We start from the raw sequence: 14,832 nt of genomic DNA, 5'->3' as shown, positions 1-14,832 counted from the left end.
TCATACAATAATGAACACATTCGCCCCGTTTGCACGCCCGATGTATATCATGGCAAAACCAGTGGGTTCTCTTTGCAACCTGGCATGCCATTACTGCTACTACCTGGAGAAGGCTAAACTTTACCAGGACAACCCCAGGCAGATAATGACAGATGAACTATTGGAAAAGTTTATCAAAGAATATATCGAAAGCCAGACTATGCCACAAGTCCTCTTCACCTGGCATGGTGGAGAAACACTGATGCGCCCACTCGACTTCTATAAGAAGGTAGTTGCCTTACAAAGAAAATATGCAGGAGGCAGAACAATCGACAACTGTATTCAGACCAACGGAACTCTCCTGACCGATGACTGGTGCCGTTTTTTCCACGACAATCACTGGCTGGTAGGTGTTTCTATTGACGGGTCGCAGGAGTTTCACGACGAATACCGGAAGAACAAGCAGGGAAAACCTTCATTTGTAAAAGTAATGCAAGGTATCAACCTGTTAAACAAACATCAGGTAGAATGGAATGCACTTGCAGTAGTAAATGATTTCAATGCTGACTATCCGCTCGATTTCTATCACTTCTTTAAGGAAATAGGGTGCCGATACATACAGTTTACTCCCATCGTAGAGCGTATATTCCAACATTCCGACGGGCGTTATCTAGCCTCGGTAGAGGAAGGAGCAACAGAAACCGTAACCGATTTTTCCGTTACTCCCGAACAATGGGGAAACTTTCTCTGTACCATTTTCGATGAATGGGTACGAAATGATGTCGGCGAATATTTTATACAATTATTCGATGCTACACTTGCCAACTGGGTAGGTGAGCAACCTGGAGTTTGCTCTTTGGCAAAAAATTGTGGCCATGCCGGAGTAATCGAATTCAACGGCGATGTATATGCTTGCGACCACTTCGTATTTCCACAGTACAAATTAGGAAACATTTATTCAAAATCGCTGGTAGAAATGATGTACAGTGAAAAGCAATTACAGTTCGGCCGGGATAAATCTGAGAAACTGCCGACACAATGCAAGGAATGTCAGTATCTCTTTGCATGCAACGGAGAATGTCCCAAAAACCGTTTTTGCAAAACAGCTTCCGGAGAAACCGGGCTAAATTACTTATGCAAAGGTTACTATCAGTATTTCGACCATGTAGCTCCTTACATGGATTTTATGAAAAAAGAATTATTGGCTCAGCGTCCACCTGCCAATATCATGGAAGCTATCAGAAAAGGCACATTATAACCAAGGCCGAAAGACTTATCATTCACTAATAAAGATATAACGGGCTCATGCTACTTAGATGACAAAGTTCCTTTCACAATGTCGGCATGAGCCCTGTTTTTTTTGTACAAACTCGACGAACCTTCGTACAAAAAAAATTAAAAATTCTCGATGTTTTCAGTAAAAGATGCTGTTGTTTTTTGCAAAGTATGCACAGAAAAAAATAAAATATCCTCTTTATACTTTTTTCATTGGAGAATAATGTATAAAGAGGATATTGCAATGTGATAATAATAGAAATTATTTCTTTTTCAACTCATCGGCAGGAACTATACGATAAAGCTTGTCGCTAGGACGAATACGGTCGGGTACCTTAAACGAAACATGTACCCCCTTCTTTACCACATCTACCGGTTTCAGGTCAACACGTGCTTCTTCCAAAGTAACATACATGGCTCCCGTAGTAGGACCTGTAATCAGAAGTTTATCTCCAACTTTTATTTCGGAAGCTTCGATCAGGAATTCAGCTACCCCGATATTCGAGAAATATTTGATACCACGTCCGGCATATACCTTACGTTCGGTAGCCTCCGAACCATAGTTCTTGCTCCATTCACCCAGACGTTGTCCCAGATAATAACCGTTCCAGAATCCACGGTTGAATACAGTCTTGAGACGAGTATCCCAGTCAGCTTTCTTCTCTTCTGTAAAAGTACCTTCCAGATACGAGCGTATAGCCTCCTTATAACATTCCACTACAGTTCGTACATACTCAGGTCCACGTGCACGACCTTCGATTTTGAACACCCGCACTCCAGCCTCTATCATCTCATCCATGAAATGAATAGTCTTCAAGTCCTTGGGCGACATGATATACTGGTTATCTATTTCCAGTTCGATATCGCTTTCCTTATCCTTCACAATATACGAACGACGGCATACCTGCATACAAGCTCCACGGTTTGCCGAAGCATTCAATTCATTCAAGCTCAGATAACATTTACCCGATACGGCCATACACAAAGCTCCGTGACAGAACATTTCGATACGTACAGGCTGCCCCATAGGTCCCGTAATATGCTGTTCCTGAATAGCATCATAAATTTTACGTACTTGCTTCAGATTCAATTCACGGGCCAAGACTACTACATCGGCAAACTGCGAATAAAATTTCAAAGCTTCCGCATTACTGATATTCAGCTGAGTAGACAAATGTACCTCCTGTCCTATCTGATTACAGTATGCCATGACAGCTACGTCGGCAGCAATCACAGCGCTGATACCGGCTTCTTTTGCAGCATCTACAATTTTCCGCATCAGAGCCAGATCCTCATCATAAATAATAGTATTTACCGTAAGGTAGCTTTTCACCCCATTCTCGTCACATACTTTCGCTATCTCACGCAAGTCATCAACAGTAAACGTATTTGCAGAACGGGCACGCATATTCAGGCTTTCAATGCCGAAATAGATAGAATCTGCTCCTGCATGAATAGCCGCAGCCAGCGACTCTCGAGAGCCGACCGGTGCCATAATTTCGAAGTCCTTTATTGAGTAATTCATCTTTTCTTATTGATTTCGGATGCAAAGGTAACGAATTTCCGGCAAACACACGAACAAGCGGACAGAAACCCCTGAACGATCTTTCTAAAACAGTACATAAATAAAGCATACATATAGTGTCAGTATGCAGAAAGTAGAAAAACGAACAAAAAATATTACTTTTTATTACATCTTATATAAATTATTTTATATTTTTGTCGTTCGACAAAAAACATAAGGCAAAAAGACACAAAAACCTTTAAAAAAAGTATCAATGTTTTCATTGAGATGAAAACAAGAAAACATAAGGCATAAGCTAAGAAAGAACCGAAAAATTATATTAACCCAAAATCATTAAGAGACAATAGTTCGTTAAAAATTCGCCAAGCCTAAGCGGCTCTGGCAGTAAATAAAATGAGTTCTTTGAAAAGTTTGTCAATAACTTGCGGGTCTGGGCTAATCCCAAACACGCAAATAAATCGTTCAAGCATATAAGCATTGTGTATGAATGACTTGCAGGAGGATATGGAATAGGCTATTCCGAGCCTCTTACATGCCGCTTTGGCCAAGTTGACAGCAGCAAGCGATGCATTGAAGTGAAAATCCAATTTCCTGAAGTCGGTAGACTGGCAGCTGGTGATTCCTGCATGCTGCTTGCCATCTCTAAAGCAAAATTCCAACTGGAACCTGGTTCTGTAATAATCCAGCACCTCACGTCCATCCATGGAATCGTCTGTAGAGAAATAAAGTTGCCACTTGTCTGTTCTTCCGTCCATCGGATACCAGATGGCTAAGGAAACATACCTTTTGAAAGCTTTAGCATAAACCCTCAATCCGTATAGCTTTCCTTTGTTCACCTCGTATTCCTTGCACCGGGTCAAATCCAGATTGGCAAAGTCAATCCTGCCGTCAAACCACTTGGGATGACCACGTTTTCCTGTTTTCTTTTCCAATGTCGGATAGTACAGGACAACATCATTCCTAAAGCGGCTGATGACATGGAAATCGTTCTCACACATAGGCGTTACGAAAGTTTTCTTGGAAAAGAATGCGTCTGCAACCACCGTTTTGGATATGCTTTGCAGCTTGTCTTTTCTGCTGATAAGATAGCAGCTGTACCAGTCAACAAGGTTCTTGTCCATATTATCCAAGGTCTTACAATCCGGTGTCTGAATGGAACCTAAAGTCATGCATTCATGGTTGTCGATGTCAATGACACCGATGCCCATGATTTCCAATCCTCGCTTGTACTCTCCTGCACAACCGGACCAGAAGTAACCTATCCAAGGTGTCTTCTTGCCTGATTTGGGAATATAGGAAGGGTCGATGGCAATGGCTTTTCTTTTGCCTGTGAGATGCTTGCTGATGATAGATCCGTTGAACGCAAACCAGTCGAAAGTTTCATGCTCAAAAAGGTTACGATAAGTCTGTTCTGAGAAACAGCCATATCTGCCCAATTGAAGGAAATTTATACGATCCGGGATGGCCATGAATAATTTCATGGTGTCCATGAATGCTTTTTCAAAAGGTTTGTGTATATTCGCTACTGATTTGAGAGCCGACAGGCACTCGGATTGGTATTGCATAAGGAGTGTTTCTTTAGTCATAATCAGAAGAGTTCAGAGACTTCTAATTTACTAAGAAATAACGAATTATGCAATACTTTTTTACCTTTATTATCAGCAGGTTAGCTCTCTTTTTTCAGCACATTTCTTCATGCTTAACCATTCGTTTTTGACAACATTTCAATGACCTCTTTAGTGTTTCCGAACCAGCTTTTGCCGGTTCTATTGTTTAACTTTTAATTTTTCGGTAAAAATTTACCGAAGTATTGTAAGAGAGAGATTTATGAGTAAATTCTTATCACTGCTATGCAGCTTGCTAATCTGTGTAGCGACTTACGCACAGGAAATTACTGTGAACGGAAAAGTTACGGCCAACGGCGAAGAGATGCCGGGAGTAACAGTGGCAGTCAAAGGAGGAACACATGGTACAATTACCTCCATAGACGGTAGTTATTCACTACAAGTTGAAGCAAAAAGCACACTGGTGTTCTCATTCATCGGATATGAAACCGTAGAAATGCCGGTAAAAGGACAAAAAGTCATCAACGTTGATTTGAAGGAATCTTCTATAGCCATGGAAGAAGTAGTTATTGCCGTGCCATATGGTACTGCCAAAAAATCTACTTTTACAGGTTCTGCCAGCGTTATCGACAAGAAAATTGTAGCAGCTTCACAGGTTTCAAGTGTATCAAAAGCATTACAGGGAACAGTAGCAGGTTTGCAGTCATTCTCTACAAGCGGACAGCCGGGAGAAGATGCTAACATTTACATTCGTGGTGTAGGTTCTGCCAATGCATCTCAGACACCGTTATATGTAGTCGATGGTGTTCCGTATGATGGTAAATTGTCTTCTATTTCTTCACAGGATATCGCTTCAGTTACAGTTCTGAAGGATGCCGCTGCTGCCTCTCTTTACGGTTCTCGTGCAGCAAACGGTGTTATCATGATTACAACGAAGCAAGGACAGAACGGTTCTGCTCCGACAATTCAGTTATCAGCAAAATATGGTTTCTCAAGCCGTGCCGTACGCGATTACGACCAGTTGAGTACAAACGATTATTTTATGCTGCAATGGGAAGCTTTGCGCAACAGCTATATTGACAACGGATCAGACCCTGTTGAAGCAGCACAAAAAGCTTCTTCTATCGTTGCTACTACACAAACAGGAGGTCTGGGTATTAATCCTTACGGAACAAATTATCCGCAGCCTGTAGGAACAGACGGAAAAATTGTAGCCGGCGCAACTCCTCTGTGGAACGACAGTTGGGAAGATGCTTTGTCGCAGAATGCACACTACGCCGACTTAAACGCAAGTGTTTCAGGAGGTAGTGAAAAAACTAAATATTATTTTTCTTTAGGCTACCTGGACGATCAGGGTGCTTACATCTGTTCAGGATTCAAGCGTTACAACTTGCGTTCTAACATCACAACCGATCTGCGTAAATGGTTACAGGTCGGACTGAATGTAGCAGCCAGCCATTCTATACAAAATTACCCGAAGCAGAATGATACAGCTATCGGCAATATTGTATTGGCGGCACGCGACATTCCTTCTTTCTATCCTGTTTATGAACGTGATATGACAACAGGAGAATATATCCTGGATGAAAATGGAAACCGTGTTTACGATTATGGTACTTACCGTAAAGGTTCATACAACGGTTATAACTTCGCACAGTCTATGCTGTACGACAAGAAAGAGTACAAGCGTGATGCTGCATCTATACGTGGTTACTTGCAAATTACCCCGATCGAAGGTTTAAGCTACAAAATGTCTTTGAACATTGACTATGACAGCAAGTTTACTCACAACTACAACAACCCAACCTACGGTAAACAACCGTTGACAGGTAGTGTAGAAAAAGGAAACGACCGTACTACCGGTATGACATACAACAACGTTATCAACTGGAACCATACTTTCAAAGAAGACCATGATGTTCGTCTGATGGCAGGTCAGGAATATTACGAATTTAACACATCAAATTTCAGCGGATCAAGAACGGGTGTCATTACTGACGGTTATTTTGAACCAGATGTAGCTTCTACATTGAGCAGCTTCGGTGGAAACAGCGACCAGTACAAATTGCTGAGTTTCTTCGGAAGTGCCGAATATTCTTATAAGAGCAAATATTTTGTATCGGCTTCAGTTCGTACCGACGGTTCTTCACGTTTCCATCCGGATCATCGCTGGGGTACTTTCTGGTCATTCGGAGGTTCATGGAAAATCTCACGTGAGAAATTCCTGGAAGAAGCAAGCAATAACTGGCTGAGCAACCTGACCCTTCGTGCAAGTTACGGTGCACAAGGTAATGACAATGTAGGTTACTATGCATATAAGGCTCTCTATTCAATCGGCAGCTCACTGGGTGAGTCTACTCTGCACGCATCACGTTTGGAAACTCCGGAATTGAGCTGGGAAACAAACTTGAACTTAAACGTAGGTTTGGACTTTGGATTTTGGAGCAACCGTTTGAACGGTACTATCGAATTCTTCCAACGTTCTTCTAAAGATTTGTTGTTTGCCCGCGACCTGGTTCCTTCAAGTGGATTCTCAAGTATCGATGCCAACATCGGTAAACTGAAGAACTATGGTTGGGAATTTACAATCAGTGGTACTCCAGTTATGACAAAAGACTGGACTTGGAAACTGAGCTTGAATGCAACTACTTATAAGAATGAAATCGTAGAACTGCCAACCGATGTTATGTGGCAGAGCTCAAAGAAATGGGTAAAAGGTGGCTCATTATATGATTTCTGGTTGTATGAATGGGCTGGTGTAAATCCGGAAAACGGTAAACCACAGTGGTATTACACCGCAGAAGATGGCAGCCGTCAGGTAACCGAAGACTACTCTAGCCTGACACCGGACGATAAGGTGAAGGTAGGCAGCTCACTGCCTAAGTTGAGTGGTGGTTTCCAGTCAGATCTTAGCTGGAAAAACCTGTCATTATCTATGCTGTTCTCTTATGCAATCGGAGGTAAGCTGTATAACAACGACAAGATTAGCATGATGAGCGTAAAAGGTGGAAACGGTAGCTCTATGAGTGAAGATATGCTGAACCGCTGGACACCGGAAAACCGATACACAGACATCCCACGTCTGTCGTACAACCAGACAAGCTATTTCACAAGCAGTTCAAGCCGCTGGTTGGTAAACCGCTCATTCCTGCGTTTGAAAACTGTTACATTAAGCTATACTTTGCCTAAAAACTGGATACATTTTGCCACACTGAAAGATGCCAGCATCTTCGTTCAGGGAGAGAACCTGTTGACATTCAGTCACCAGCAAGGTCTTGATCCTGAACAGCCTATCAGCGGTGTCGTATCATACCGCTATCCGGCAATGAAAACATTCTCATTTGGTATTAATGTAACCCTTTAATAAATAGACTAGATATGAAATTCAATTATAAAAATATATGCCTTGCCGCACTGGCTGCTTGCTCTGTAACAGCCTGTGACCTAGATACAGCTCCTACAACTTCACTTGAAGCAAATGCTGTATTCAAAAATCTGGAAAACGCTGACCGTGTAATCAGAGGATCCTGGAACTATATCTTTAATTCCGGTTCTACTTACGCATCTATCGGATATGGAGCTATCATGATCAATGATGATTTTGCAGGTTCGGATGTCGTAAGAACAACCAGCTATGGTTATTCTTCCAGTTATAATCTGACCAATGGTTACGGACGTGGAGAAATAAACGATGTAATGTGGGACATGGTTTACGACCCGATTAACAACTGTAATGCTGTTATCAAAAATATCGACGGTATTTCAGGAGATCAGACAGAAAAGAATCGCATCAAGGGACAAGCTTATGCTACTCGTGGTTTCTTGTACATGTTACTGGCAAGCCATTATTCTTTCGCTATCGATAAAGATCCGGATGCTGTTTGTGTACCTATCTATACAGAACCAACCGACTACGATATGGCGACAACCGGAAAGCCGGCTGCAAGTGTATCGGAAGTATACGAACAGGCATTAAACGATTTGAAATGGGGTTACGACCTGATTCCGGAAGATTACAATCGCGGTTCGAATGCAACAGATCAGTACAAAATCGACCATACTGTTGTAACCGGTCTGAGAGCACGTGCAAGCTTATATGCACGTAAATGGGAAGATGCATACAAATATGCAGATGAAGCTATGAAACTGAAAAATAGCTACCTGATGAGCGAAGCGGAATACAAGTCAGGTTTCAACAACGCACTGAACAAAGAATGGATGTGGGGCTACTCTTGTACGTTGGATGATAACCTTCCAGCTTATAACTTCTATTATAAAGATACAACAACTCCAGGTGGTGGTTATACAAACTTCAACACAGACCCTTACTTCAAGGAACTGTTTGATAAAAATGACTACCGTAGAGATCTGTTTAAATGGGGCTTGAATACAGGTTACGGCGAGTGTGCCATGCTTAACTATAAATTCCTGTTCGCTGATATCAATAATATGTTAGGAGATGTCATCATGATGCGTGTGGCAGAAATGTACCTGATCAAGGCAGAAGCAGCTGCACATATCAGTGGAAAAACTGGTGAAGCACAGACACTTCTGAAAGAACTTCGTGATGCCCGCATGAAAGAGGGATTCGAATCGCCAGCCGTTACCGCTACTGGTGATGAACTGTTGAAAGAAATCTGGCTGGAACGCCGTAAAGAGCTGTGGGGAGAAGGTTTCTCACTGACCGATATCATCCGCAACCAGCAATCAGTAGAACGTAAGAAATTTGAGAAGTACGCAATGGCAGATATTACACACGACAGCAAAGGTCAGGAAATAAGAACTCCAAAACTGGATGAAAACGGTGATGTAATATTAGCTCCGGAAGATGCAAGTGACGAGTATAAAGAAAAAAATTGTATGCTTATCAGCGGACATCCTACATTGAAGTTCCCTGACGGTTCTGATTTCGAAGTGAACAGCAAATATTACCTGTTCCGTATCACAGAAAAAGAAGAACTGCAAAATCAAAATCTGTACAACGATCATCCTAAATTGAGCATCTACCGATAAGTGGTAGTTCAAACAATACTTAATCCTCCCAGACGAAAGGTAATCCTTCCGGTTTGGGAGGATTTCTTTTATTTATTAATTTTGCAGCGATATTCAACAATCTGTTTATAATTGTACTCAAATTTTTACCTGCACTGCTTGCAGTGAAACCCTATAAAACATTACGATGAAAATAAGAAATATTGATCTGGGCGACAAGCCTGTATTGCTTGCTCCTATGGAGGACGTGACAGACCCCGCATTCCGCTTGCTGTGCAAAGAATTTGGAGCAGACATGGTATATACCGAATTTGTATCGAGCGATGCCTTGATTCGCTCAGTTGGAAAAACCATGTTAAAACTGAACATCAGTGATGCAGAACGTCCTGTTGCCATTCAGATATATGGGAAAGATACTGATACCATGGTAGAAGCTGCCCGTATTGTGGAACAAGCCAATCCAGATATTCTGGACTTGAATTTCGGTTGCCCGGTAAAACGTGTAGCAGGTAAAGGAGCTGGTTCCGGAATGTTGCAGAATGTTCCGAAAATGCTGGAGATAACCAAGGCTGTTGTTGATGCCGTAAAAATTCCGGTAACGGTAAAGACCCGTCTGGGATGGGATGCGGAACACAAAATCATCGTCGAACTGGCAGAACAGCTGCAAGACTGTGGTATCGAAGCTTTAACCATACACGGACGTACACGAGCACAAATGTATACAGGTGAAGCCGACTGGACACTGATCGGTGAGGTCAAGAATAACCCACGTATGCATATTCCTATTATCGGTAATGGCGATGTTACAACTCCACAGCGTGCACAAGAATGCTTCGACCGTTACGGAGTGGATGCCATTATGATAGGCCGTGCCAGCTTCGGACGCCCATGGATATTCAAAGAAGTAAAACATTACCTGAAAACTGGAGAAGAACTTCCTCCTTTGTCATTCAAATGGAAAATGGACGTCTTACGCCGTGAAGTACAAGAGAGTGTCAATCTGCTCGACGAACGCCGGGGTATTCTTCATGTCCGCCGTCATCTGGCTGCATCTCCATTGTTTAAAGGCATTCCTAATTTTAAGGATACACGTATAGCCATGCTTCGCGCAGAAACATTGCCGGAGCTGAACGGAATACTCGATCATATAGAAAGCACTTTCGGAGGAGAATAATAGAACAGTTTATCCCATCAGCTTAAAAACTGGTGAGATAAACCATCTTTTATACATCAATGTAGCAAGCTGGTAAACAAAGAATGCCGATACAAAACCTACGATGGCATCTATCAGATAATGCGCCTGAATATATACAGTAGCGCAGCAAAGAAGAATATAGAAAGGAGCCAGCACATAAGCCAGTTTCTTGTTTACACGCCATGCCATTATCATTACAATAGTAGATATTCCTACATGTGAACTGGGAAAAGCTGCGGTAGGACGTTCTCCAACTTCCTGTGAAGCCTCGACAAGCTGATAGAAGAAACCGTGCTCAAAGCCCGGACCAGGTATCAGATAATCATTGGTATTAAAGTAGTCCCCAATAGCAGGGAAAATGCAGGCGTTTACCTTATCCATCCCGATAGCCGGGAAATAGAACTGAGGTCCTGCTACGGGTAACATTATATAGACAAAATAATAAATGAAAAATGAGGTAACCAGTACGAAACAAATCTTTTCGAACCATTCAAACCGGTTCAGAAAATAATATACCACTACCACCAGTATCATCGGATAATAAAAGAAGTAGCCCATATTGAAAGGTTCACTGAACCATATGGAAGGACAGAGCTTGCTGAATTCAACAGCAGGCTGACAGCCAAACAATATCTGCTCAGCATGAGCAAATAAATAATCCAGGTTAGGGAACAGACGGTTAAACTCAAACGTATCCGGATACCAGTAAGCGAGCAGACTCATCTGTACAGCCATACGGACAAAAGCCGTCAGACGACAGGGAAAAGCCTGATACAGAAATATCAGGACAAACGTCAGAATAACAATACCCAGACGCTCCAGCAGCATCATGCCCGGATGATCCATACGAGGAAAAAGCAATAAAATCAGCAAAGATGTTAAAGCATTGTATATCAAGCTAATTGTTTCTACTGCAAACAATCCCCTTCCACTATCTACACGTTCAAACAATTTTATAGCCATTTCTCCTTTTTATACCATGCAATAATCTCTTTTACACCTCTCTCTAACGGGTATTCTGCCCGATAGCCTAATTCTTTTTCCAATGGAGTAATATCACATTGCCAGTTACGCTGCTTCATTATTTTATACTTATCCAGATTCAATGTGCTCGATTTATGAAACAGTCGGGCTATGTTTTCAGCAAAGAAAGATATTACTTTAAGCAAAGCCAACGGACATGTAAAACGTATCAACCACGGATTGCCTAACTCTTTTTGGATTAAATCAGAAAATGTCCGGCTATTATATACATATCCGTCACTTACAAAATAAGCTCTGCGCACTACTTTCTTATCAATAGCGCGATATACAGCTTGAACCAGGTCCTTGACATACACAAATGTTATATCCTGCCGACGAAATCCGGCAGCAAAATCAACATGACGGGAAATCGATTCGACCATCAGGAAATAGTCTTTCTCCCGAGGACCATAAACTCCTGTCGGACGGAATATGACATACGGAAAATCCTTCAGCTTCTGCAAGTATTCTTCCGAATGCAGCTTACTTACCCCATAAGCTGTATTAGGGCAAGGCGTATCTTGTTCACAAATGGGAGAATAGTCTTTTTCCCTTATCGGTCCGAAGATACTCAACGAACTGATATAAATGAATTGTTCGGGAAGCATCTCCAAACGCATCAATGTTTCAATAAAATGACGAGTGGCCCAATAATTACCTATTTCAAAATCTGCTTTGTCACGGCACTTCGTCACCCCTGCACAATGAATGATGTAATCCCATCCACCATACTCCAGTTTATGTTGCTTCAATTGTTCTTCCAAACGGTCGGAATCAGTAAAATCAAGCTCAGCAAAACTGATACGGCTATCTTGCAAATATTTCCTGCTACTGCTCTTACGTACACCAGCCCATACCTGCATACCGCGCTCCAGCCCTCCTTCTACCAAAAAGCTTCCGATAAAGCCGCTTGCTCCGGTTACCAATACTTTTTTCTCCATGCGGCAAAGATAATAGTTTCTCACCTTTCTACCTTAAAATATAGCGAGTTATTGCTCCTTTATTCCATTTATTTTGTTTACTTTGTGAAAGAAACAGTTGTTGTATCAGGCTGGTTATTCCAAAGGTTATAGCAGCAAATTAAAACATTACGATTATGGCAAAGAAAAAGAAAGAAAAAAAAGGCGGAAAATATATGAAGAAAAAAGAACTGGCAGAGATGCTGGTCAATTATTTCCGTATGAAGCCAATGGAAAGTTTCGGTATGAAACAGTTGTTCACCGGACTGAAACTAACTACTCATCCATTGAAAATGCTTTGTGCCGATATCGTTCAGGAAATGGCAGAAGATAATTTTCTGATAGAAACAGAAAAAGGACATTATAAGCTGAATGATAAAGGTCAGATTATGACCGGAACATTCCAGCGTAAAAGCAACGGAAAAAATCTTTTTATTCCGGAAGATGGTGGAGAGCCTGTCTTTGTAGCAGAACGCAATTCTGCGCATGCCATGAATAATGACAAAGTTAAGATTATCCTTTGTGCCAAACGCCGTCGTCATGAAATAGAAGGACAAGTTATTGAAATTCTCGAGCATGCCAATACCAATTTCGTAGGAACTCTGAAAGTCAGCAAAAACTATGCATTCCTTCTTACAGAAAGCAATACACTTGCCAATGACATCTTCATTCCTAAAGAAAAGTTGAAGGGAGGGAAAAACGGAGATAAAGCTGTGGTCAAGATAACCGAATGGCCCGAAGAAGCAAAAAATCCGTTTGGAGAAGTTATAGATATTTTAGGGAAAGCAGGTGAGAACACAACAGAAATGCATGCCATTCTTGCTGAATACGGATTGCCTTATGTCTATCCGCAAGCTGTAGAGGCTGCAGCCGAAAAGATATCGGCAGAAATAACTCCTGAAGACTATGCAGAACGTGAAGACTTCCGCGATATCGTAACTTTTACCATCGACCCCAAAGATGCCAAAGACTTCGACGACGCACTTTCTATCCGTCAGTTGAAACCGGGATTATGGGAAGTAGGTGTACACATTGCTGATGTTTCACATTATGTAAAAGAAGGTAGTATCATCGATAAAGAAGCTGTAAAACGAGCTACTTCCGTGTATCTGGTAGACCGTACTATTCCGATGCTGCCCGAACGTCTTTGTAATTTTATCTGTTCACTGCGTCCAGACGAAGAGAAGCTGGCTTATTCTGTTATTTTCAATATGAACGAAAAGGCAGAAATAAAAGATTACCGTATTCGTCATACAGTCATCAAATCGAATCGCCGTTTCACTTATGAAGAAGCACAAAACATCATCGAGACAGGAGAAGGAGATTATAAGGAAGAAATACTTCAACTGAATAAGCTTGCACAAATTCTCCGTGAAAAGCGAATGGCTGCCGGTGCCATTAACTTCGACCGTTGTGAAGTAAAATTTGAAATAGATGAAAAAGGAAAGCCTTTGAGTGTATACTTCAAGGTTTCCAAAGAGGCAAACAAGCTGATAGAGGAATTCATGTTGCTGGCAAATCGTACGGTAGCCGAACATATCGGAAAAGTTCCTAAGAACAAAAAGCCGAAGGTATTTCCTTACCGTATCCACGACCTGCCTGATCCGGACAAACTGGATAACCTGAGTCAGTTTATAGCACGTTTTGGCTACAAGATACGTACAGGAGGAAGTAAAACAGATGTATCTAAGTCAATCAACCGACTGCTGAGCGACATTGAAGGTAAAAAGGAACAAAATCTGATAGAAACCGTTTCATTACGTGCCATGCAGAAAGCAAGATATTCTATTTATAATATCGGGCACTATGGGCTGGCATTTGATTTCTATACACATTTCACTTCTCCAATTCGCCGTTATCCGGACTTGATGGTTCACCGGTTACTTACCCGCTACCTTGCAGGAGGAAGAACTGCACAAGCTGATAAGTATGAAGAATTATGCGAACATAGCTCTGCTATGGAGCAGACTGCTGCCAGTGCCGAACGTGCATCCATCAAATACAAACAAGTAGAATTTATGAGTGAGCGTATCGGAAACGTTTATGATGGAGTTATATCAGGAGTCACTGAATGGGGACTTTATGTAGAAGTCAACGAGAATAAATGTGAAGGTATGGTTTCTATGCGTGATCTGGGTAACGACTACTATGAGTTCGACGAGAAGAACTACTGTCTTATCGGACGGCGTCATCATCGCAAATTCAGTCTTGGCGACCCGGTAAAAATTAAGGTAGCCCGTGCTAACCTGGAAAAGAAGCAGCTTGATTTCATCCTTGCTGATGAATAAAGAAACAGTGTAATATACAAAAACGGACCTG

Annotated in this window: 9 protein-coding genes; 5 read left to right on the top strand and 4 right to left on the bottom strand. The window is 41.8% G+C overall.

Going from position 1 to position 14,832, the window contains the following annotated elements; genetic code table 11:
- Window positions 1-10 precede the first annotated feature (10 nt).
- Window positions 11-1,237, top strand: a complete 1,227-nt coding sequence (locus ACDG22_RS03745; RefSeq protein WP_022124804.1) for an anaerobic sulfatase-maturation protein — start codon at window positions 11-13, stop codon at window positions 1,235-1,237.
- Between the two features lie 279 nt (window positions 1,238-1,516).
- Here the strand turns inward: ACDG22_RS03745 and ACDG22_RS03740 are convergent, their stop codons facing one another.
- Window positions 1,517-2,779, bottom strand: coding sequence for a peptidase U32 family protein (locus tag ACDG22_RS03740; RefSeq protein ID WP_007570290.1), 1,263 nt, complete (start codon window positions 2,777-2,779; stop codon window positions 1,517-1,519).
- Window positions 2,780-3,147: 368 nt separating this feature from the next.
- A complete protein-coding gene (locus tag ACDG22_RS03735; RefSeq protein WP_370858780.1) occupies window positions 3,148-4,365 on the bottom strand; it encodes a transposase in 1,218 nt (405 codons plus the stop codon).
- A 241-nt stretch (window positions 4,366-4,606) separates the two neighbouring features.
- On the opposite strand from ACDG22_RS03735, the gene ACDG22_RS03730 reads away from it, so the two are divergent.
- From ACDG22_RS03730 to dusB, 3 genes are all read left to right on the top strand, one after another.
- Window positions 4,607-7,708: a SusC/RagA family TonB-linked outer membrane protein gene (locus ACDG22_RS03730; protein ID WP_370858779.1), complete on the top strand. Its 3,102-nt coding sequence runs from the start codon at window positions 4,607-4,609 to the stop codon at window positions 7,706-7,708.
- Between the two features lie 14 nt (window positions 7,709-7,722).
- A complete protein-coding gene (locus ACDG22_RS03725; RefSeq protein ID WP_177593086.1) occupies window positions 7,723-9,357 on the top strand; it encodes a RagB/SusD family nutrient uptake outer membrane protein in 1,635 nt (544 codons plus the stop codon).
- Between the two features lie 166 nt (window positions 9,358-9,523).
- Window positions 9,524-10,510 carry a tRNA dihydrouridine synthase DusB gene (gene dusB / locus ACDG22_RS03720; RefSeq protein ID WP_270668993.1) on the top strand — a complete coding sequence of 329 codons (987 nt, stop codon included), beginning with the start codon at window positions 9,524-9,526 and terminating at the stop codon, window positions 10,508-10,510.
- A gap of 9 nt (window positions 10,511-10,519) precedes the next feature.
- Here dusB and ACDG22_RS03715 read toward each other — a convergent pair whose 3' ends face one another.
- The gene (locus ACDG22_RS03715; protein ID WP_007566060.1) at window positions 10,520-11,494 is read right to left on the bottom strand and encodes a phosphatase PAP2 family protein; all 975 of its coding nucleotides are present in this window, start codon (window positions 11,492-11,494) and stop codon (window positions 10,520-10,522) included.
- Entirely contained in the window at window positions 11,485-12,495 is a 1,011-nt protein-coding gene (locus ACDG22_RS03710; RefSeq protein ID WP_270668991.1) for an NAD-dependent epimerase/dehydratase family protein, read from the bottom strand. The genes ACDG22_RS03715 and ACDG22_RS03710 overlap by 10 nt, the downstream gene beginning before the upstream one ends.
- A gap of 155 nt (window positions 12,496-12,650) precedes the next feature.
- Between ACDG22_RS03710 and rnr the strand changes: the two genes are divergently transcribed.
- On the top strand, window positions 12,651-14,801 hold the full coding sequence (gene rnr, locus ACDG22_RS03705; protein ID WP_007566057.1) for a ribonuclease R: 2,151 nt from the start codon (window positions 12,651-12,653) through the stop codon (window positions 14,799-14,801).
- Window positions 14,802-14,832: the final 31 nt, after the last annotated feature.

Origin of the sequence: Phocaeicola coprocola, from assembly GCF_041333015.1 — a bacterium.
In the GTDB taxonomy this organism is placed as follows: domain Bacteria; phylum Bacteroidota; class Bacteroidia; order Bacteroidales; family Bacteroidaceae; genus Phocaeicola; species Phocaeicola coprocola.
Note: the sequence above shows the minus strand (reverse complement) of the source record. Positions and strands in the feature narration are given on the sequence as shown.

What these genes read in the sequence shown, in the direction of transcription:
- rnr (WP_007566057.1), top strand. Translation starts at nt 12,651, where the DNA reads ATGGCAAAGAAAAAGAAAGAAAAAAAAGGCGGAAAATATATGAAGAAA.
- ACDG22_RS03725 (WP_177593086.1), top strand. Translation starts at nt 7,723, where the DNA reads ATGAAATTCAATTATAAAAATATATGCCTTGCCGCACTGGCTGCTTGC.
- ACDG22_RS03740 (WP_007570290.1), bottom strand. Translation starts at nt 2,779, where the DNA reads ATGAATTACTCAATAAAGGACTTCGAAATTATGGCACCGGTCGGCTCT.
- ACDG22_RS03710 (WP_270668991.1), bottom strand. Translation starts at nt 12,495, where the DNA reads ATGGAGAAAAAAGTATTGGTAACCGGAGCAAGCGGCTTTATCGGAAGC.
- ACDG22_RS03745 (WP_022124804.1), top strand. Translation starts at nt 11, where the DNA reads ATGAACACATTCGCCCCGTTTGCACGCCCGATGTATATCATGGCAAAA.
- ACDG22_RS03730 (WP_370858779.1), top strand. Translation starts at nt 4,607, where the DNA reads ATGAGTAAATTCTTATCACTGCTATGCAGCTTGCTAATCTGTGTAGCG.
- ACDG22_RS03735 (WP_370858780.1), bottom strand. Translation starts at nt 4,365, where the DNA reads ATGACTAAAGAAACACTCCTTATGCAATACCAATCCGAGTGCCTGTCG.
- dusB (WP_270668993.1), top strand. Translation starts at nt 9,524, where the DNA reads ATGAAAATAAGAAATATTGATCTGGGCGACAAGCCTGTATTGCTTGCT.
- ACDG22_RS03715 (WP_007566060.1), bottom strand. Translation starts at nt 11,494, where the DNA reads ATGGCTATAAAATTGTTTGAACGTGTAGATAGTGGAAGGGGATTGTTT.